The 19,181-nt window shown below is 54.7% G+C and carries 18 protein-coding genes and 1 pseudogene; 7 read left to right on the forward strand and 12 right to left on the reverse strand.

Annotated elements, in window-relative coordinates; genetic code table 11:
* Nucleotides 1–69 precede the first annotated feature (69 nt).
* Nucleotides 70–1,233, forward strand: a complete 1,164-nt coding sequence (locus GKR98_08800) for an L-lactate dehydrogenase (GenBank protein QMU58285.1) — start codon at nucleotides 70–72, stop codon at nucleotides 1,231–1,233.
* A 149-nt stretch (nucleotides 1,234–1,382) separates the two neighbouring features.
* Nucleotides 1,383–1,961 (forward strand): hypothetical protein, encoded by a 579-nt coding sequence (locus GKR98_08805; GenBank protein ID QMU58286.1) that lies wholly within the window; start codon nucleotides 1,383–1,385, stop codon nucleotides 1,959–1,961.
* Here the strand turns inward: GKR98_08805 and GKR98_08810 are convergent.
* The gene (locus tag GKR98_08810) at nucleotides 1,946–2,836 is read right to left on the reverse strand and encodes an EamA family transporter (protein ID QMU58287.1); all 891 of its coding nucleotides are present in this window, start codon (nucleotides 2,834–2,836) and stop codon (nucleotides 1,946–1,948) included. The genes GKR98_08805 and GKR98_08810 overlap by 16 nt on opposite strands.
* Nucleotides 2,837–3,057: 221 nt before the next feature.
* Between GKR98_08810 and GKR98_08815 the strand changes: the two genes are divergently transcribed.
* The 4 genes from GKR98_08815 (at nucleotide 3,058) to GKR98_08830 (ending at nucleotide 6,724) form a co-directional block, all read left to right on the forward strand.
* Nucleotides 3,058–3,729, forward strand: coding sequence for a 50S ribosomal protein L25/general stress protein Ctc (locus tag GKR98_08815; protein ID QMU58288.1), 672 nt, complete (start codon nucleotides 3,058–3,060; stop codon nucleotides 3,727–3,729).
* Nucleotides 3,730–3,858: 129 nt separating this feature from the next.
* Entirely contained in the window at nucleotides 3,859–4,851 is a 993-nt protein-coding gene (locus GKR98_08820) for a substrate-binding domain-containing protein (GenBank protein QMU58289.1), read from the forward strand.
* Nucleotides 4,852–4,916: 65 nt separating this feature from the next.
* The gene (gene iolC, locus GKR98_08825) at nucleotides 4,917–5,894 is read left to right on the forward strand and encodes a 5-dehydro-2-deoxygluconokinase (protein ID QMU58290.1); all 978 of its coding nucleotides are present in this window, start codon (nucleotides 4,917–4,919) and stop codon (nucleotides 5,892–5,894) included.
* On the forward strand, nucleotides 5,894–6,724 hold the full coding sequence (locus GKR98_08830) for a class II fructose-bisphosphate aldolase (GenBank protein ID QMU58291.1): 831 nt from the start codon (nucleotides 5,894–5,896) through the stop codon (nucleotides 6,722–6,724). The genes iolC and GKR98_08830 overlap by 1 nt, the downstream gene beginning before the upstream one ends.
* 8 nt (nucleotides 6,725–6,732) lie before the next feature.
* Here the strand turns inward: GKR98_08830 and GKR98_08835 are convergent, their stop codons facing one another.
* From GKR98_08835 to GKR98_08855, 5 genes and pseudogenes are all read right to left on the reverse strand, one after another.
* The gene (locus GKR98_08835) at nucleotides 6,733–7,293 is read right to left on the reverse strand and encodes a protocatechuate 3,4-dioxygenase subunit alpha (protein QMU58292.1); all 561 of its coding nucleotides are present in this window, start codon (nucleotides 7,291–7,293) and stop codon (nucleotides 6,733–6,735) included.
* On the reverse strand, nucleotides 7,293–8,021 hold the full coding sequence (pcaH, locus tag GKR98_08840; GenBank protein QMU58293.1) for a protocatechuate 3,4-dioxygenase subunit beta: 729 nt from the start codon (nucleotides 8,019–8,021) through the stop codon (nucleotides 7,293–7,295). The genes GKR98_08835 and pcaH overlap by 1 nt, the downstream gene beginning before the upstream one ends.
* Nucleotides 8,014–8,400: a 4-carboxymuconolactone decarboxylase gene (gene pcaC / locus GKR98_08845; GenBank protein ID QMU58294.1), complete on the reverse strand. Its 387-nt coding sequence runs from the start codon at nucleotides 8,398–8,400 to the stop codon at nucleotides 8,014–8,016. The genes pcaH and pcaC overlap by 8 nt, the downstream gene beginning before the upstream one ends.
* Before the next feature lie 5 nt (nucleotides 8,401–8,405).
* Nucleotides 8,406–9,587: pseudogene (pobA, locus tag GKR98_08850) on the reverse strand (4-hydroxybenzoate 3-monooxygenase).
* Between the two features lie 131 nt (nucleotides 9,588–9,718).
* Complete coding sequence (locus GKR98_08855) at nucleotides 9,719–10,816, reverse strand: zinc-binding dehydrogenase (protein ID QMU58295.1); 1,098 nt, start codon at nucleotides 10,814–10,816, stop codon at nucleotides 9,719–9,721.
* Nucleotides 10,817–11,068: 252 nt separating this feature from the next.
* Here GKR98_08855 and GKR98_08860 point away from each other — a divergent pair, with 252 nt between their 5' ends.
* On the forward strand, nucleotides 11,069–12,517 hold the full coding sequence (locus GKR98_08860; protein ID QMU58296.1) for an aldehyde dehydrogenase family protein: 1,449 nt from the start codon (nucleotides 11,069–11,071) through the stop codon (nucleotides 12,515–12,517).
* On the opposite strand, the gene GKR98_08865 is transcribed toward GKR98_08860, so the two are convergent.
* The 6 genes from GKR98_08865 to GKR98_08890 all read right to left on the reverse strand — a co-directional run bounded on the left by GKR98_08865 (nucleotide 12,514) and on the right by GKR98_08890 (nucleotide 19,173).
* Complete coding sequence (locus GKR98_08865) at nucleotides 12,514–13,344, reverse strand: 3-keto-5-aminohexanoate cleavage protein (protein ID QMU58297.1); 831 nt, start codon at nucleotides 13,342–13,344, stop codon at nucleotides 12,514–12,516. The genes GKR98_08860 and GKR98_08865 overlap by 4 nt on opposite strands.
* Before the next feature lie 52 nt (nucleotides 13,345–13,396).
* Complete coding sequence (locus GKR98_08870) at nucleotides 13,397–14,344, reverse strand: 2-hydroxyacid dehydrogenase (protein ID QMU58298.1); 948 nt, start codon at nucleotides 14,342–14,344, stop codon at nucleotides 13,397–13,399.
* The gene (locus GKR98_08875; protein ID QMU58299.1) at nucleotides 14,337–15,179 is read right to left on the reverse strand and encodes a 2-hydroxyhepta-2,4-diene-1,7-dioate isomerase; all 843 of its coding nucleotides are present in this window, start codon (nucleotides 15,177–15,179) and stop codon (nucleotides 14,337–14,339) included. The genes GKR98_08870 and GKR98_08875 overlap by 8 nt, the downstream gene beginning before the upstream one ends.
* Before the next feature lie 42 nt (nucleotides 15,180–15,221).
* Entirely contained in the window at nucleotides 15,222–15,980 is a 759-nt protein-coding gene (locus tag GKR98_08880; protein QMU58300.1) for an SDR family oxidoreductase, read from the reverse strand.
* A gap of 239 nt (nucleotides 15,981–16,219) precedes the next feature.
* Nucleotides 16,220–17,518, reverse strand: a complete 1,299-nt coding sequence (locus GKR98_08885; GenBank protein QMU58301.1) for an HlyD family type I secretion periplasmic adaptor subunit — start codon at nucleotides 17,516–17,518, stop codon at nucleotides 16,220–16,222.
* Complete coding sequence (locus GKR98_08890) at nucleotides 17,515–19,173, reverse strand: type I secretion system permease/ATPase (GenBank protein ID QMU60034.1); 1,659 nt, start codon at nucleotides 19,171–19,173, stop codon at nucleotides 17,515–17,517. Before GKR98_08890 ends, GKR98_08885 begins: the two co-directional genes overlap by 4 nt.
* Nucleotides 19,174–19,181: the final 8 nt, after the last annotated feature.

Genomic DNA, 19,181 nt, shown 5'->3' on the forward strand with positions numbered 1-19,181 from the left:
TTTTTGCGTTGCACTCGAATACCTCAAAGTGGTAAAAGAAACTTACCAATATTGAGATTTGAGGTCGATATGCCCGTCATAACCGAAGTCGCCGACCTGAAACGCCTGTATCGCAGGCGCGTTCCGAAGATGTTTTACGATTATGCCGAAAGCGGAAGCTATTCCGAGCAGACTTTTCGCGAAAACACTACGGATTTTGCTCAGCTGAAACTGCGCCAGAGGATCGCGGTCGACATGTCGAACCGCTCGACCGCAACTGAAATGCTAGGCGAAGAGGTTGCAATGCCAACGTCACTTGCACCGGTTGGATTGACGGGTATGCAATGCGCCGATGGTGAGATCAAAGCGGCCCGCGCTGCCGAGAACTTTGGCGTGCCGTTCTGTTTGTCGACAATGTCAATCTGCTCCATCGAGGATGTCGCCCAGCACACGAATAATCCGTTTTGGTTCCAAGTCTACACCCTGAAAGACGATGACTTTATGCGCCGCCTTTTTGAACGCGCGCGCGAAGCAGGATGTTCTGCGATTGTTATTACCGTTGATTTGCAGGTTCTGGGTCAGCGACACAAAGACCTGAAAAACGGGCTGAGCGCCCCACCAAAGCTAACGCCCGCATCGATTGCGAATATGATTACCAAGGTGCACTGGGGGCTGGGCATGCTGGGCACCAAACGGCGGTTTTTTGGAAATATAGTAGGCCACGCCAGCGGGGTTTCTGATCCATCGTCGTTGTCCAGTTGGATTGGCGAGGCTTTTGATCCGTCATTGAACTGGGATCGCGTCAAAGAGCTGATGGATATGTGGGGCGGTAAAGTCATTCTGAAAGGTATCTTGGATGTCGAGGATGCCAGGAAAGCGGCCACATTGGGAGCAGACGCAATTGTGGTGTCGAACCACGGAGGACGACAGCAGGATGGTGCGCTGTCATCAATCAAGGTGTTGGAAGAGATCGTGAAGGCGGTTGGCGACCAAACCGAGGTTTGGTTTGATTCCGGGATTCGCAGCGGACAGGACATATTGAAGGCTTTGGCGCTTGGGGCAAAAAGCACGATGATCGGTCGAGCCTGGGTTTATGGCTTGGGGGCTATGGGCGAAGCGGGTGTAACAAAGACGTTGGAAGTGATGCAAAAAGAGTTGGATACTTCTATGGCGCTAAGTGGAAAACGTCTGGTCACCGATGTTGATCGCGATATTTTGCTGGTTCCAAAGGGATTTTCCGGCGATTGGGCCTGAGGCGCTTTTGTTTCCCGATTGACGACAATATTTGAGAAACTCTGAGATTAGCGTGGAATGATGCGTCAGTGCCGCGCTCAGAAACCTAAATTCGTCAGTTTTTAGCCATCTTCTTGCCGCACTTCAGCTTGGGGCCTATTTTAGCCTGCATGACAAGTCAGTGGTTTAAAGAGTCTATTCACGCGGGGGCAGTCGCGATTCTGGCAAGCGTATTTGCCGGACCTGTTTTTGCGGCTGGTGACCCCGACCACGTCGAAATAGAGTTTCCTGCGGAAACTGCCGCCATGCTCGACGCCACCGTGGCGCTTTTCGAAGCCGTGGAAGCAACAGCCCCACCGCCGGCCAGCACGCCGGTGTTGGGCAACCCATTGGCAATTCCAGCCAGCTTCGAAACCGATATTCAGATGAGCAACGTTTTCCCGCTTAATCGTGGGCCTGTGCAGCATCTGACGGGTTACAGGATCAACTGGTATCCTGTTGACAGGTTGCTGGGTGCCGTCGATTTTATGGGAACCTACGATGGCAACCGGAATTTGGTTTGCGGCTACGTCACATGGGATCTCACCGATCCGAAAACCCCAACGCTTGATCATGTTGTTGCAACCTACGTCGACCTTGCTGTTCTGACGGACGCCACCCCTGCCGAAGCGCAGATGGCGCTGTTGGATGCCAATTGCGCATATGGCGAGATTGATCCGAATTTCACGGTATTTCAGCCCGAAAGCTGAGTTTGTCGTAGCGGCGCGGCGCGCGTCGACTTCCAAACAATCAGAACCAATCCGAAGATGATCAGGGCGGCTGCCAAGATGCGCCAAGGGCCGAAGGCTTCGCCAAGGATGAGCGCCGATGACCCCATGCCAAAGATTGGAACCAAATGCGAGAACGGTGCGACCTGCCCTGCCCCATAGCGCTGAATGAGATGGCCCCAAATGGCAAACCCAATTATCGTGGATACGAATGCGATGTAAAAAAGTGCAGCAACCCCCGTAAGCGTCATGCTTTGAAGGGCTTCCACCCCAACTTCAGGACCTTCAATCAATAGGGATAAGGTCAAAAGCGGGATGGGCGGGATAAGTGAAGACCAGACGACAAGGTTCAGCATCTTTGCTTGCCCCGCGTGTCGTATGATCAAGTTGGATACCGCCCATGCCATCCCCGCCAGAACGATCATTGCGATGCCCCACTGCGTCGCAGATTGTTGAAGCGTCAAACCGACAAGGGCGATACCCGAAAAACCGATGGCAATTCCTGCTACTTGTCGCTTGCTTGAGTGCTCACCCAAAAGAAATGCGGCCAACAGAACTGTAAAGATCGCCTGAACCTGCAACACAAGCGATGCCAATCCCGCAGATGCGCCGATACTCATTCCAACGAAAAGCAAACTGAACTTGACGACACCAAGAACGAACCCAACGTCCAGGATCACGCCCCAGCTTGTATCCGGTTTCTGAACGAAGAAAACCAAAGGAATGGCGGCAAGTGAAAACCTGAAGGCCGAAAACAAAAGCGGCGGAAAGCTTTCCAGGCCGACCTCGATAACAACAAAGTTCAGCCCCCAAAGGAAAGACACCAAAACAGCCAGCGCGATATCAGAACGTTTCAAAATTCGGGCCTTCATTAACTGGCCGCGACCATAGAAAGGCGCCAAAGCTAAGGCCAATCAGATGTCTTGATGTGAGATATCACGAATGATTTTCGGTGGGTCGAGGTACTGCGCCCTACGACAGGAAGATTCTTCTTTTCAAAAACAGAATCCCCAGCTATATGCCGCCATTCGTGGGCGGACACCCTTGGAGGCTGCCCTTTACATAATGGAGAATAACCATGGCTGGTGAGATCCCTGATCTTAACGTCACGGTACGGACGGGGACAGGCAAGGGGGCCGCTCGTCAAGCTCGTAGAGACGGGCTCGTACCTGGCATCGTATATGGCGGCGGTGCCGACCCTCTGGCGATTAATGTCCCTTACAACGTACTGTTCAAGAAGCTGAAAGCGGGCCGCTTTCTGGCAACATTGTTCAATCTGAAAGTCGAAGGTCAGGAAGACGTGCGCGTCATCTGCCGGAACGTTCAGCGTGATGTTGTGAAAGACCTTCCGACACACCTCGATCTGATGCGCCTGAAGCGCAACTCGAAGATCGCATTGTTCATCCCGGTCGAATTTGTTGGCCACGACGACTGCCCAGGTCTGCGCCAAGGTGGCGTGTTGAATGCGGTGCGTCCGGAAGTTGAGCTGGTGGTTACCGCCGGCGACATTCCGGAAAGCGTGTCAGTTGACCTGACCGGTATGGAAATCGGTGACACGGCCACAATCTCGGGCGTTGATCTGCCCAGCGGCGCGAAAGCGACGATTGATCGTGACTTTGTTATTGCCAACATCCAGGCACCATCGGGTCTGGCAAGCCAGGACGATGAAGAAGAAGGTGACGTCGAAGAGGGTGTTGAGGGCGAAGAAGCCGAAGCAACCGAAGGCGAAGAAGGCGGCGCGGAAGAGTAAGCGTCCTTTCGAATACCGAACATACAAAACGCGGCATTCAATCGGTGCCGCGTTTTTTGTGCTTGCAACGCCAATGCAACCGGTTGCAAAATGCCTCAAGTCTGATACCTAGCGGCAAAGGTCATTGCCATGAATGTCACTCTGAAAGATGTAGCGGAACTTGCGGGCGTTTCACGTTCGGCGGTATCGCGTACGTATACTGAGGGTGCATCGGTGTCGGACAAGACCCGGCGCAAGGTTGAACGCGCGGCGACGACTCTTGGATACTATCCAAATGCATTGGCCTCTAGCCTGACGACTGGTCGGACCAAGTTAATTGGGCTTATTTCGAACAACTTTCACAACCCTTTGTTTCTGGAAGTCTTCGATCTGTTTACCAAAGGGCTGCAAAGCCGGGGTCTGCGACCACTGTTGGTCAACCTGAGCGACGACGACACACCTGAAACAGCCGTCAGCATGTTGCGGCAGTATTCAGTGGATGGCGTCATCCTGGCATCGTCGACATTGCCGCTGGAATACGCGCGTGCGTTTGTTTCTGCCAATATCCCGGTCGTACATTCATTTGGCCGCCAAACGAGTGCGCCAAGCGTGCATGTTGTTGGAATTGATAACGTTGCGTGCGGTCGAATGGCCGCAGATGCCTTAATCGCAAAGGGTTACCAGAAAATCGGGTTCATGGGCGGCCCAAGCTCGGCAACGTCGACACAAGACCGCTTTTCGGGGTTTTCCCAGGCTGCCAACGCCCATACGAACGTCCAATTCACGCACAGCTACGCCAGCGACTATACCTTTGAGGCCGGTCGTGCCGAGATGGCAAAACTTCTTTGGCAGGAACCGGCAGAGGCTTACTTTTGCGGTGACGATATTTTGTCAATTGGTGCGCTGAGTGCGATCCAGGCTGCGGGCCTTACAGTGCCCGACGAGATTGGGTTGATTGGTTTGAATGATATGGAGATTGCACGCTGGGACAACATCAACTTGACGACAATTCACCAGCCGGTACGCCAGATCATCGAAAGCTCGATCGAATTGGTGGTGTCCATGCTGGACGATCCGAACCGATATCCGGAAGCCCGTATTTTCCCGTGCCACATTGTTGAGCGCGGGACGTTGCGGGGGTAATGCGACTGCAACCGGTTGCAAAAAACGATCACAAGACACGTTGACTAAAAGAAAGCAGGAGATTTATGGCCGATCTGTTTGAGGGGATAAAATCGAATAACTTTGCCGTTTTTGGCCGGGTCGGAATGGATTTATCACCTTCACCGCCAGGAACCAAAACGCGAGATGCTACGAACCTTCAAGCTGGGATCGGTGGTTCATCCGCCAATATCGCAATCGGTTTAAGCAAGTTCGGAGCCAAGTCAGCTTTGATTACGTCTGTATCCAAAGACGCAATCGGCGATTTCTGCATTAAGGGTCTGAAAGACTACGGCGTCGACACTAGCCATATCCGCGTGCTGGACGGCGAATTTCGGACATCGCTTGCCGTATATGAAAGTGTGTTGGTCGGACATGAAACCGTACTCTACCGAAACGGAGCCGTCGATTTCCAGGTTACTCGGGAAGACGTAGATCAGGTGGACCTGTCGCGGTTTGGTGCCTTTGTCACCGCCGGAACAGTATTTGCCGCCGAGCCGTCGCGCAGTGCTGCATTTCATGCCTTCGAAGCCGCCAAAGCCCAGGGCCTGCCGGTTATCTTCGACGTAGACTATCGCCCTTATTCGTGGCCTTCACCCGAAGTCGCCGCCGATGTTCTATCCCGCGCGGGTGCCATGAGTGACATGATCGTGGGCAACGACGAAGAGTTCGGTTTTATGGCCGGTGACATGGCCAAAGGGTTGGACAAGGCACGCGAGCTGGCGCGCACCACTGCAAAGGTAGTGGTCTACAAAATGGGTCCAGAAGGGGCGATCACAATCTCGGGCGACGAAGAAGTTCGCACCGGGATATATCGCGTCGAGGCTTTGAAACCCACCGGCGCAGGTGACAGCTTTATGGCCGGGTTGTTGTCTGGAATTGCCGTCGGGCAAAGCCTGCAAGAGGCAGTGTTGCGTGGTTCGGCCTGCGCAGCAATCGTCGTCGGCAAACCGGGTTGCGCGCCTGCAATGCCTTATGATGCTGATCTTGAAGCCTTTTTAACATCTCATCCGGGACCGACCTGATGACACTCGCCACGCTTTTCGATGTCCTGCAGCCCGCCCTGAGTGGCGGATATGCGGTTGGTGGTCTTGTCTGCCTTGGGTGGGAAGATATGCGCGCCTACACCACGGCTGCCGCAGCGGAAGGATTGCCGGTAATCCTTCAGGCAGGCCCCTCGTGCCGCAAACACACCCCGCTTCCAGTTTTGGGTAAGATGTTCCGCACATTGGCCGAAAGTGTCGATGTGCCTGTCGTCGCCCATCTGGACCATGGCTACACGTTCGACGAATGTCGCGAGGCATTAGAGAGCGGCTTTACCTCGATCATGTTCGACGGTTCGCGAAAGCCGCTGGATGAGAATATCGAAGAGACCGCCAAAATTGCCGCGATGGCCCATGCCGCTGGCGTTTCTTGCGAGGGAGAGATCGGATTTGTGGGCTATGCTGCGGGTGAAGGTTCTTTGGGAACGGACCCCGAGGAAGCCGCGCGATTTGCCCGTGAAACGGCGGTGGATGCGATGGCAATCTCTGTTGGCAATGTCCATTTGCAGCAGAACAAAGAAGGCAGATTAGACGAAACCCGCATTCGCCAGATCGAAGCCGTGACCCAGGTGCCGCTGGTGATTCACGGCGGATCGGGGGTTCCGGTCGAACAGCGCACACGATTGGCACGCGGATCGAAAATTTGCAAATTCAACATCGGAACCGAGCTGCGCATGGCTTTTGGCCAGGCATTGCGTGAGGCCGTGAATTCTGACGCTGACCGGTTTGATCGCGTTGCAATATTGAGCGAAGTTGAGACTCCGATTGAGACTGCCGCGCGGAAAGTTCTTCGCGACATGACCGCAAGCTAGGTTATCGATCAGGCGTCGAAGAAGACAGTCTCGTCATCACCCTGAAGGCGGATATCGATCTGGTATTCGCCGTTATTACCCTTAGCAATCAAAGTATTGCGTCGATCGTCTGGCACCAGCGCAAGGATGGGGTCTTCGCTGTTTTCTTCGTCATCGAAATAGATGCGGGTCGATAGCCCAATATTAATCCCGCGCGCGACAATCCAAATTTGGACACTGGGCGTAGCCGGTGCTGTCGCCTGTGGGCGCGATGTTTCAAGCCGAAACTGCCCGGTTTCAAGATCGCAGATCGCGCGGTGCCATTGGCCGTCGATCTGCCAACTTTCAATCATCACGTCCTTGGCCAACGCGCCTTCACCATCCAGCACTCTGCCCTGAATGACGATGCTTTCACCTGGCGGTACGTCAGCGTTCGACGCGAGCTGTTTCGGTGCGTTGTCCAAACCGATGGCCTGCGGGACGCAACCAATGTGAACATAAGGACCAGCCGTTTGCGACGGACTTTCCTTTAGCGGCTCTGTGGCGTTCGACGTGGCCGGCTTGGTTCTGAGAGAAGGGTCAAAGGGCATCAGGCACCCTCGGTCCGGTTTTCGAAATAGGTCGCGTCCGGCCCCCGCAGGACAATATCAAAACGATAGGCGCGCATATCCATGTGTATGGTTCGGGACATATCCAGGCGCGCCGTCAGTTGAGAAACGGCACGTGGATCGGCAATCGACTGAACAATCGGGCAAATTTGGATGTGCGGATCACCTTCGAAATACATCTGGGTGATCAGACGCTGCGAAAAAGCCGTGCCAAAGACTGAAAAGTGAATATGCGCCGGTCGCCAATCATTCCCACCATTGGGCCAGGGATAAGGACCCGGCTTGATAGTTCGAAAGGCGTAATTGCCGTCGCTATCACTGAGGCAGCGTCCGCAACCGGCAAAATTCGGGTCCAGCGGGGCCAGATATCCATCGTTCTTATGACGATACCGACCGCCAGCATTGGCTTGCCAAACTTCTAAAAGCACATTTGGCACGACGCGCCCCGCTTCATCCAACACGCGACCATGGACCAATAATCGCTCGCCAATTGCCGATGCCCCCGGCTGAGCGCTGTTGATTGTCAAATTGTCATCGTTCGCGCCCAGAATGTCATGCCCAAACGCAGGCCCGGTCGTGTCCTGTAGTGCCTGAGGTATTGCGATAAGGCTCTGCTTTGGATGTCGCAGCGTTGTCGAGCGATAGTCAGGAAAATCAGCCTTTGGATGCCAGTCGTGGTCGCGTCTCTTCAGCGGTGGTTCATTACGCATCTGATTGCACATCCAGATCGGCCAGAATGGGTTTGGCAATTCGGAATGCCGTATTCGCGGCCGGGACACCTGCGTAAATTGCGACATGCATAAGAGCTTCGCGAATATCGTCGCGTGTCGCACCGGTCGTCGCTGTTGCGCGAATGTGCATTGCGAGTTCTTCTTCGTGCCCAAGTGCAGCCAAAAGCGCGATGGTCACCATCGATCGTTCGCGTTTACTCCAATGCGTGCCTGACCAGACGTGGCCCCATGCTGCCTCGGTAATCAAGTTTTGAAAGGGCTGGTCCAATTCGGTTTTTGCCGCTTCGGCACGATCGACATGAGCATCGCCCAGAACCGCGCGCCGCGTTTTCATTCCCTGATCGTGTCGTTCGCTCATTTTCGTTACTCCAACGGCAGGCCAACATAGTTTTCGGCCAGGGATCGTGCGGCAGTTTCTGAGCCTACGATATGGTCAAACTCGGCGCGCTGCATCTTCTTTTCGAACCCTGACATCTCGGGGAACTGGTGCATCATTGTCGACATAAACCATGAAAAACGTTCCACTTTCCAGACGCGCCGCAAACAATCGGCTGAGTATCTGTTGATATATGCATCATTGTTGGACACCAGCATCTCAATCAGCGCGCGCGATAACAGCGTTACGTCGGCAATGGCCAGATTCAGGCCCTTGGCCCCTGTCGGGGGTACGATGTGCGCCGCATCCCCGGCCTAAAACAATCGCCCGTGGCGCATTGGCTCAGCAACAAAGGATCGGAGCGGCGCAATAGACTTTTCGATACTCGGGCCGGTCTGAACCGCATCGCCCGCCGACCCAATCCGCGCCTTCAACTCTTCCCAGAAACGGTCATCGGGCCAGTCCTCGACACTGTCTTCTAGATCGCACTGAACATAGTAGCGACTTCGCGTCATAGAGCGTTGCGAACACAGGGCGAAGCCGCGTTCGTGATTGGCGTAGATTAACTCATGCGACACCGGAGGCTTGTCGACCAGAACACCGAGCCAGCCGAAATTGTAGACCCGTTCGAATGTTTTCAGAACGTTGCCCGGAATGCAGCGTCGCGAAACCCCATGGAACCCGTCGCAGCCCGCGATGTATTCACAGTGAATTTCGTGCAGTTCGCCATTGATCTGGTATTGGATGCGAGGCTGATCAGACTCGATATCAAAGGGTTGCACGTTTTCGGCTGAGAAGATGATCTGGGCACCTTCAGCCAGCCGGTGCGCAAAAAGATCGCGCGTAATTTCGGTTTGCCCATAAACCATTACCGGCTTTCCGGTCAGGCCTTTCAAATCGACACGAAAACGGTCGCCAGAAAACCCAAGCTCAAACCCGTCGTGCGGTAGCCCTTCGGCCATCATCCGGTCGCCAACGCCAGCGTCTCGAAGCGTTTGCACACTTCCCCATTCCAGAACTCCGGCACGAATTCGGCCTTCGATATAGTCTTGGTCGCGACGATCTATGAGAACATTGTCTATCCCGGCATTGGCCAAGAGCAGAGAAAGCGTCAGACCAGCAGGTCCGGCCCCGATGATGGCAACTTGTGTCCGGGTCGTGTGAACCATTCCAAGCCGCCCTTTCCTTCAACTGCCGGTGACATCCATGATGCACGACTGTCGGGACCTCGGCAATTCTTTCTGCTGAGGATCAAATTGGGTGGCTTGGTTAAGTTAGGCGTTGTTATCCGCGCCGACGGCTATTCCGTTGTGACAACTATGTTGCCAATGTGCGCCTTATCGATGAACGCCTGCTGAGCGGTCGCTAATTGGTCCAACGGATAAGATGCCGCAACAATCGGCTTGATTTCACCGCGCTCTATATAGCTCACCAGATCAGTGAAAATGTGAGTGGGAACAACTGTAGAGCCGGTAAAGGTAAGATCCCGCAGGTATAGCGTTCTGAGATCCAGCTCGACTATGGGCCCAGCAATTGCGCCCGAGCAGGTATAACGTCCGCCCCGCGCCAATACGTCGATCAATTCAGGGAACATCGGACCGCCAACAACATCAGCAACAACCGTGACGGTGTCTTGCCCGGTGGCAGCGACTAGAGAAGCCTTCAGATCATCAGGCGAACGTGGCAACAATACATCCGGTTGAAGTTGGGCAAGGTCAGCGTGTTTGGCTTCAGAAGCCATCGCAATCGTCGTTGCGCCGCGCCTTTTGGCGAGTTGAATTAGAGCAGACCCCACGCCTCCAGATGCACCTGTTATCAATACGCGGTCACCGGCCACGACGTTGGCCCGTGACAGCATGCCTTCGGCGGTCGTATAGCTGCACGAAAACGTCGCCAGCTCGGCGTCTGTCATCTCAGAATTTACAACACCGACATTGCGGTGGTCCGCAGTCGTGAACTGCGCAAATCCGCCGTTGCGCTCTGACCCAAAATAGCCAACGTTTTCAAGGTCGCTCAGGTCATTCCAGTTACGCAACCAACAGTCAGCAATGACCCTTTTGCCGACGAGCTCCGGATCTGCGTTCGCTCCAACGACCACCACACGCCCGCAGACGTCGGCGCCCTGAATGCGTGGGAACAGAACTGGCGAACCACCCCAGGCTGGGTCGTCTTCCTTCAGTTCTGCATAAGCTCCGCCCGTCGTTGCCTCGCTTACTGCCTTGGAGTACCAGCCGGTGCGCGTATTGACGTCTGTGTTGTTCAGCCCGCAAGCGGCGACTTGGATAAGCACGTCATCAGGACCTGGTTCGGGGACAGGCCAGTCTGTGTGAAATTCGTATTTATCAAGATCGCCGTGCCCAGTCAGCACCATAGCATTCATCGTATTTGGGATAGTCATATTCTTGGCTCCGATGCGTGACCTAATTCGTAGTGGAACTCTGAGACACAGATGCCAGCGGGCAAATTATCAAAAGCGACGTTCTGCGTCGTTTTCCACCAGTGCGGTCATTATCATTCCAACAACAATCGTCGAATACTGCCGCTGACCGACGGAAATCTGTCGTTTTGCGGTTGCGAACGGCCGATTGCCCGCGCATCGCTTAATCAAGCAGAATATTCATGTGGTTTTGCGCATAGATGGAGATATGACATGCAATCGTTTTGGCAAAACTATATCGACGGCGCATTTGTCGACGGTGGTGCTGGTCGGATTGATGTCACCAATCCGGCAACGGGCGAGAAGCTTGCTGAACAAGCCTTGGCGGACGCAATTGATGTTGATCGCGCCGTGCAAGCAGCAAATAGAGTCCACGAAAGCCGCGCTTTAACCCAGATGCGCCCCATCGAGCGCGGACGCATGGTTCGGGCCATGGGACAATGGCTGCTTACCCATAATGACGAAATCGCTACCACTTTGACACTTGAGCAAGGCAAGCCGCTTTGGGAAGCCATGACCGAAGTTGAAGGGGCCGCCCTGTATTTTGAATACTACGGCAATCAAGCCAGCACAGTCGAAGGACGCTCTATTCCATTGGGTAAAGGCTATTTCGATTGGACTGAAAACGAGCCATTCGGAGTGTCTTCACAGATAATTCCCTGGAACTATCCAGTCGAAATGACAGCGCGTTCGATGTCTGCGGCGTTGGCCACTGGAAATGCGGTCGTCGTAAAGTCGCCAGAAATGACGCCGCTCACAAATATCTATTTCGCCAAGGCTGCCGAAGCCGTCGGATTTCCGGCCGGTACTGTCAACATCCTTTGCGGACTCGGTCAGGATGCTGGGGCCGCATTGGCGGGTCATCCCAATGCACGCCAGATCGTCTTTACCGGATCAGTTGCAACCGGCGTTGCCATTGCTACGGCTGCTGCCAAGAACATCGTTCCTTGTGTATTGGAGCTTGGCGGTAAATCCGCAGCCATCGTTCACGAGGATGCAGATCTGGAAGCATTTGAGAACGACATTCGGTGGGGCATTTACTTCAACGCCGGGCAGGTTTGCTCGGCCATGTCGCGCGTCATCGTTCATGAAAGTCGTCAAGATGAACTGGTGGAACGTGCTGTAAACGTTGCGCAATCCCTGTCGGTCGGTCCGGGGATCGAGCGAAAAGAGTCCGGCGCGAACATGGGGTCCATGGTTAGCCTCGGACAACGTGACCGGGCAGTCGGCATGGTCAGCACTGCGGAACAACAAGGCGCACGGGTTGCCACTGGTGGTCGAGCCTTGAATGATCCTGGGGCGTTTTTGCAGCCGACCGTCCTTGACGGGGTCACCAGCGACATGTCGATAGCACAGGAAGAGGTTTTTGGGCCTGTGTTGTCAGTTATGTCGTTTAGCGACGACGATGAAGCAATCAGCATTGCCAACTCGACCGAATTTGGACTGGTAAGCGGCGTTTTCACCAAAGACCTGGATCGTGCAACCCACGCAGCCGGGAGGTTGCGCGCCGGTCAGGTGTTTATCAACGAATGGTATGCCGGCGGCATCGAGACACCGTTCGGTGGCGTTGGCAAATCGGGGTACGGTCGCGAAAAGGGCCGCGAGGCGCTTTGGAATTACGTCCAGACCAAGAATATCGCCGTGAAGCTGGGCAGTCTTTAAGCAGCGCGCAGCCCCAAAATTGCGCGAGCCTCGCCGACCGTTGCAACGGGACGTTCGTATTTTTCGCATAAGTCGACAACACGCCGAACCAGCGCGGCATTTGATGGTGCCAGCGTCTGGCGATCAATGCGAACATTGTCTTCCAAACCGGTGCGGCAATGCCCACCTGCTGCAACGCTCCATTCATTCACAACAATCTGGTTTGCGCCAATCCCAGCCGCACACCATTCAGCATCCGGTGCCAGACGCAAAAGCGTTTCGCGGAAGAAATCAAAGGACGGTTTGTCCGTTGGCATGGCGTTTTTGACGCCCATGACAAACTGAACATAAAGCGGTCCCTTCAGGCGTCCGTCCTCGGCCATCCTGGCGGCTTGAAAGATGTGCGACAGATCGAATGCCTCGATCTCGGGTTTGACATCATTGGTCAGCATCTCGCCAGCCAGCCAATCGACCAGATCCGGTGGATTCTCATAAACCCGAGTCGGAAAGTTGTTCGACCCGACCGTCAGCGAGGCCATGTCAGGAGATAACGGAAGCATGCCGCCTCTTTCCTGCCCAGCACCAGAACGGCCACCGGTCGAAAGTTGAACAATCATGCCCGGACAATGCTTTTCGATCCCATCTTTCAGAAGGCGAAACTTCTCTGGGTCGGAAGTTGTGGTCTGATCTGCGTTGCGCACATGGCAATGCGCTATAGTCGCTCCAGCCTCGAACGCCTCTTGCGTGGATTCAATTTGTTCGCTGATCGTGATTGGAACAGCCGGATTGTTTTCTTTGCGTGCCACCGATCCGGTGATGGCAACACAGATGATGCAGGGTTTTGTCATAGTGCCATTTGGCGCAAGGTTTCTCCGAATTGCAACATGCCTGTTACATAGGTCAAATGCTGCATTCCGGGACCGGGGTCAGCGCCGTGCCGTCCTTCAGATGCTGCAACAGGTTGTTCACGACCAAATCCCCCATTGCGGCGCGCGTTTCAACCGTAGCACTGCCAACGTGCGGCAACAGGATGACATTATCCATTGCACGCAACTCTTTTGGCACGCGCGGTTCATCCTCGAATACATCCAAACCCGCCCATCCTAGCTGTCTGCTTTGCAAGGCCGCAATCAGCGCGCCTTCGTCCACAGCGCTGCCGCGCCCAACGTTAATCAAGGTGCCCTGGGGTCCCAAAGCTTTCAACACATCAGCATTAACCAGATGTCTGGTGCTGTCGCCGCCTGGCGTTATGCAGATCAGAACATCCGATTGCTGCGCCATATCAACGAGCGATCTAAAATACTGATAAGGAACGTCTTTCGGATTTCTGGAGTGATACAATATCGTCGGAGACCACGGTGCAAGTTTCTCCGCAATCACCTGCCCGATCCGACCCATACCCAATATGCCGATGGCCTGACCGTCAGCAGAGCGCGTCAACGGCGTATTGCCGCCAGCCTCCCATTCACCGGAGCGCACAAAGGCATCATCGCGCAGCAATTCCCTGTAACAAGCCAACATAAGCAAAACTGCCACTGTCGCCACTTCGGCGCTTAGGACATCGGGTGTGTGAGTGACAACTACCCCCAGTTGATTTGCGGCCTCGACGTTGATGTTGTCATATCCAACGCCGTTGCAGGAAATGAGGCGCAGGTTCGGCAGTTTCTTCATCAAATCGCTGCTGATGCCGTCATGTCCATTGGTCATGACATATGAAATGCTCTCGCCGTTCTCAGTCAGCCATGCATTGTGGTCAGAAATATCCTGCCATTGATGCACCCGAAATGCTGCCGATGTTCTTTCCAGAACCTCAGGAGTTGCGCCGCCGATCAGTAGGAGATCATGCATCCTGGCCAACGGCCTGACGCTGATGCCCCAAGCCTTCGATGTTCAGTTCCATCACGTCGCCCGCTTTCAAGTAAACAGGCGGTTTCATTCCCATTCCCACGCCCGGTGGCGTTCCGGTGGAAATGACGTCGCCCGGATGCAGGGTAAACAACTGACTGAGGTGCGAAATGCACTCGGCAACCGTGAAGATCATCGTCGAGGTGCTTCCAGACTGTCGACGTTCGCCATTCACAACCAGAGACATCGCAAGATTTTGCGGATCGCCGACCTCATCGCGTGTTACCAGCCACGGACCAGTAGGCCCAAAGGTGTCGCAGCTTTTGCCTTTGGTCCACTGTCCAGACAGATGCAGTTGGAAGTGCCGCTCGGACACATCGTTGACAATGCAATAGCCAGCGACATGACTCAGTGCATCCTCGGTCGACACGTATTTGGCCTCTTTACCAATCACGACCCCAAGTTCAACTTCCCAGTCGGTATGTGTCGAGCCGCGCGGAATGATCACATCATCATTGGGCCCCACGACGGCCGAGTTCGCCTTGAAAAACAATATCGGATGATCAGGAATACTTGCGCCTGTTTCCGCTGCGTGGTCGGAGTAGTTCAGACCGATACACAAAAATTTGCCAATCCCACCGACGCAGGGTCCGATACGAGGGTTGTCAGTGACCTCCGGAAGTGTCGACATATCAAGGCCACGAAGGCGATCTAGCGACTCATCGGACAGCGTATCGCCAGTCACGTCGGCAATGTGATCGCTTAGATCACGCAGCGTATCGCCATCCAATACACCGGGTTTCTCAGCGCCTCGTGCGCCGTATCGAATAAGCTTCATCTGTGAGCGTTCCTTCTCTAAATATTTGTTATCAGTCGCTTTTCAGCCCGACCATCCACCATCAATGATATGCGGTTGACCGGTCGTAAACGCGCTTTCGTCACTGGCCAGATAAACAACCAATGCAGCTATTTCTTCCGCCGTTGCGATCCGTCCCATAGGTTGGCGGGCCACAAACTGTGCTCGGGCAGCTTCGTAACCACCAACCTTTTCGCCCTGCGCATGCAGGCGATCTTCCAACGAAGGACTTTGGACCGTGCCCGGGCAAATGCAATTACAGCGAATGCCCTGGGTGATGTAATCTACAGCGACAGATTTGGTCATACCGATAACAGCAGCTTTCGAAGTGCCATAGATAAACCGATTGGGCGCTCCAATAATAGACGACAGAACCGATGCCATGTTGATGATCGAGCCGCCGCCACGTTCAATCATGCCGGGCAAAGACGCGACAATTGTACGATACATGCCACGCACATTCAGATCGAACGCAAAGTCCCACTCGTCATCCGTCACATCCAGGATCGTTCCGTTGTGCACGAAGCCCGCGCAGTTGAACAAAACATCAGGCGCTGCCCGAGCGACACCGGCCTTCACACTGTCATTGTCACGAACATCCAACTTGTAGGTCTCGATAGATCCGCTCTCCGGCGCAGGGTAATCCGCAAACGCTGCATCATTCACATCGGTCGCCAGAACCGTTGCGCCTTCATTTGCCAACGCCAGAGCGCTGGCGCGGCCAATTCCTTGTCCTGCAGCGGTGACCAGAACACGTTTTCCGTTGAGTCTGCCGTTACTCATGGCGCGATTGCTCCCGTTTTTGTGTCGACAACTTCTTGTCTGGGGCGCCGGGGCACCAACGCCCGGCTCCTCAAGTTGTCCTGCCGCATGTGAATGCGGGCACATTTTCTTGATCTTCAATGATGTCTAACGAACAGGTCAGCGGGTGCAAGGCATAACCCTGGATGGCATGATGCTTAGTCCGGATTGACCGCCCGCACCATGGCATCGTTCGCTCGGCCCTCGCGCCAGGACCCTAACTATTCTTCGCGAAAAGCGCGACCAAAATAGACAGTTAGCGGTCGTATCAAATACGAGATTGGCGTATGATCATCTGTTTTAACAAACGTCTCCACGGGCATGCCCGGCAACAGCGACAGGTCGTGCAAAACCGCCAATTCATCCGCAGACGGTTCCACCACCGCTTCATAATATGTCAGCCCGGTAGCATCGTCTGTTTGGGCATCGGGCGAAACACGCAACACAATGCCGGAAACTTCAGGGGTTGTACTACTGTTGAATGTGGTGAACATCAGGGCGACGTCTTGACCAGGAAAGACCTGGTCAACGTCAATTGGATCAATGCGAGCCGATACTTGCAAGGGTTGATACCCCGGCACCAGATACATCATTGGCTCTGCTGGCTGAACCACGCCCTGCACAGCCAATACCCGCGAGTCAAAAACCGTACCCGCTAAGGGCGCGCGCACATCCAGCCGAGATAATCGCTCGGTTAGACTTATGCGCCGTTGGTGCAACTCAATTTTCGAGTATTGGATGTCTCGCAGACGCGAAATCGCTTCTTCGCGCCTGCGATCAAAAAGTTTCAGCACTTCTATGTCCAGTGCAGCCGTGCGCGTCCTCGCCTCGGCGACGGTCGAAACAAGCTGACCGATTTCACCCTGTAATTGCGCTTCGACGCGTTGCAGCTCCAGCAAGCGCGTGGCCGGAACCAAACCACGGTCAAACAGGCTTTGAACATCTTTCAGTTCTTGTTCTATCAAAGACAATTGACGCTCCAGCGCCTGAAGCTGGGCCTTAACTCCTAAAATTTGCTGGGCAATCTGCGCCTTTTGCTCGACCAGCGACTCTTGCTCCTGACGCAATGAAGTTTGTCGTGCTTGGAACAAATTACGCTGACCGTCGACTTGCCCCTGAATGATATCCGGCCCAATGGCCACAAAGTTCGGCAAATCCGCGACTGGAAACGGGCGATCATCTCGCTCAGCGGTCAGTCGTGTTTCGCGGGCAAAGATTTCGGCCAGTTGACCCTCAACGATTGTCAGTTCCGAGCGTAGAAACGTGCCATCCAATCGGATTAAGACATCTCCCGCGCGGACAATGTCGCCATCCCGCGCCAAGATTTTACCCACAACGCCCCCGTCAGGGTGCTGGACGACCTGCCGATCGGATTCCAGTTGGACAACGCCGGTTGCAACGATGGCGCCTGCAATTTGTGTGCCAAAGCTCCAGTAGCCAAGCCCTCCCATCAATAGCACAATGGCAGCAAACCCAATTAAAGTCGGCCTTTTGGCACTCCATTTTTCGGGAGCATTCATACGTCACCTGCCCCGCCAACGGCACGCTGAACTTCGCCGGCATTCTTCATCATCGAATTGATAATCTCGTCGCGTGGGCCGAATGCTGCGACGCGACCTCCGTCTAGTACAAGCAGGTTGTCACAAGTTGAGATCGCGTTTGGCCGGTGCGTCATGATCAAGACCGCCTTTTTTTCCGCCTTCATCTGAGCGACGACCGCGTTCAGTGCTTCAGAACCTTCATTGTCCAGAGCCGAGTTGGGTTCATCCAAAACCAGCAGAACTGGATCATTGAAGATCGCGCGCGCCAAAGCCAGACGCTGCTTTTGGCCACCAGATAGATGCGCACTGCTACTGCCAATAGGAGTGTCATACCCTTCGGGAAGTTTCAGGATGATGTCGTGAACGCGTGCTTTCTGCGCCGCCCGAACCACTTTGTCCGGATCTGGTGACATTTGCATCTGGGCAATGTTTTCGGCAATTGTTCCGTCAAACAACAGAACGTCCTGCGGCAGATAGCCAATATAGTTGCCAAGGCTATCAGGCCCGTATTGCTCCAGCGTCGCATTATCCAGTCTCACCTCGCCTGACGCCGGTCGCCGCAATCCTACAATAACTTTGGCAAGCGACGACTTGCCCGCACCGCTGCGCCCGATGATGCCAACTGCCTGACCGGGTTCAATGTCAAAGCTGACGGAATGAAGAACCGGCTTGTCGCCCCGACGGACAACATCCGTAACACCTCGAATTATAAGATGCGCGGCAGGAACCGGCAATTTAGTGGGCACATCCCTTTCCGGGAACTCTTCCAGAAGATCCCGCAACGCTCTTCCCGCCGCACGAGCGCGCTGGACGGCCTGCCATTGGGACACCCCGAGTTCGACCGGGGCCAGGGCACGCCCCAGCAAGATTGAGGCGGCGATCATGGCGCCGGCCGTGATGTCGCCCTGTAGCACCAGCCAAGCACCCAGCGCTAATACTGCCGATTGCAAAAACAGGCGGAAGGCTTTGGTGAAGGCCCCGAACGAGCCGGTCCAATCGGCCGCGCTAAGCGATGCTTTAACCGCTTTGTCCTGCGTCGCAATCCAGCGATCCGACATGGTTCGAACCATGCTTTGCGCCCAAACCAATTCGCCTGCATCCTCGGCTTGCCGTGACAGGCGAATTGACATCGCAGTCAACTGCGCGCTGTCCGCTGTTTCTTTGCGGGTCAGTATTTGATTCAGGATGGCGATGGCAATCAAGATGCCCCCGCCCACAGCGGCAAGCCAACCCAACAGCGGATGAAACAGAAATATTGCCGCCAGAAAAACCGGAGTCCACGGAATGTCGAACACCGCAAGCGCCACCGGCGAAGTAAAAAATGCGCGAACCGTCTCGATATCCTGCAACGTGCCTTTGGAACTGCGCCTATGCGCCGCCCGCTCCAGCACAGCGCGAAAAACAGCGTTGTTATTCTGTGACTGAAACCGCGCACCCGCGCGCGCCAAGACCCGACCGCGAGCATATTCCAGAAGCCAGTAGAAGAAATAGAGCAACGCAACTAATGCGAACAAGGCAACCAGAGTTTCCTCGGACCTCGATGCCAGCACACGATCATAGACCTGCAACATGAACAAAGGACCAGTGAGCATCAGCAAGTTGGTGAATATGCTGAATACGAGCACCGATCCCATCAGACCGC

The organism is Boseongicola sp. (assembly GCA_014075275.1).
Lineage (GTDB): Bacteria > Pseudomonadota > Alphaproteobacteria > Rhodobacterales > Rhodobacteraceae.

What these genes read in the sequence shown, in the direction of transcription:
- GKR98_08800 (QMU58285.1), top strand. Translation starts at nt 70, where the DNA reads ATGCCCGTCATAACCGAAGTCGCCGACCTGAAACGCCTGTATCGCAGG.
- GKR98_08805 (QMU58286.1), top strand. Translation starts at nt 1,383, where the DNA reads ATGACAAGTCAGTGGTTTAAAGAGTCTATTCACGCGGGGGCAGTCGCG.
- GKR98_08815 (QMU58288.1), top strand. Translation starts at nt 3,058, where the DNA reads ATGGCTGGTGAGATCCCTGATCTTAACGTCACGGTACGGACGGGGACA.
- GKR98_08820 (QMU58289.1), top strand. Translation starts at nt 3,859, where the DNA reads ATGAATGTCACTCTGAAAGATGTAGCGGAACTTGCGGGCGTTTCACGT.
- iolC (QMU58290.1), top strand. Translation starts at nt 4,917, where the DNA reads ATGGCCGATCTGTTTGAGGGGATAAAATCGAATAACTTTGCCGTTTTT.
- GKR98_08830 (QMU58291.1), top strand. Translation starts at nt 5,894, where the DNA reads ATGACACTCGCCACGCTTTTCGATGTCCTGCAGCCCGCCCTGAGTGGC.
- GKR98_08835 (QMU58292.1), bottom strand. Translation starts at nt 7,293, where the DNA reads ATGCCCTTTGACCCTTCTCTCAGAACCAAGCCGGCCACGTCGAACGCC.
- pcaH (QMU58293.1), bottom strand. Translation starts at nt 8,021, where the DNA reads ATGCGTAATGAACCACCGCTGAAGAGACGCGACCACGACTGGCATCCA.
- pcaC (QMU58294.1), bottom strand. Translation starts at nt 8,400, where the DNA reads ATGAGCGAACGACACGATCAGGGAATGAAAACGCGGCGCGCGGTTCTG.
- GKR98_08855 (QMU58295.1), bottom strand. Translation starts at nt 10,816, where the DNA reads ATGACTATCCCAAATACGATGAATGCTATGGTGCTGACTGGGCACGGC.
- GKR98_08860 (QMU58296.1), top strand. Translation starts at nt 11,069, where the DNA reads ATGCAATCGTTTTGGCAAAACTATATCGACGGCGCATTTGTCGACGGT.
- GKR98_08865 (QMU58297.1), bottom strand. Translation starts at nt 13,344, where the DNA reads ATGACAAAACCCTGCATCATCTGTGTTGCCATCACCGGATCGGTGGCA.
- GKR98_08870 (QMU58298.1), bottom strand. Translation starts at nt 14,344, where the DNA reads ATGCATGATCTCCTACTGATCGGCGGCGCAACTCCTGAGGTTCTGGAA.
- GKR98_08875 (QMU58299.1), bottom strand. Translation starts at nt 15,179, where the DNA reads ATGAAGCTTATTCGATACGGCGCACGAGGCGCTGAGAAACCCGGTGTA.
- GKR98_08880 (QMU58300.1), bottom strand. Translation starts at nt 15,980, where the DNA reads ATGAGTAACGGCAGACTCAACGGAAAACGTGTTCTGGTCACCGCTGCA.
- GKR98_08885 (QMU58301.1), bottom strand. Translation starts at nt 17,518, where the DNA reads ATGAATGCTCCCGAAAAATGGAGTGCCAAAAGGCCGACTTTAATTGGG.
- GKR98_08890 (QMU60034.1), bottom strand. Translation starts at nt 19,173, where the DNA reads ATGGGATCGGTGCTCGTATTCAGCATATTCACCAACTTGCTGATGCTC.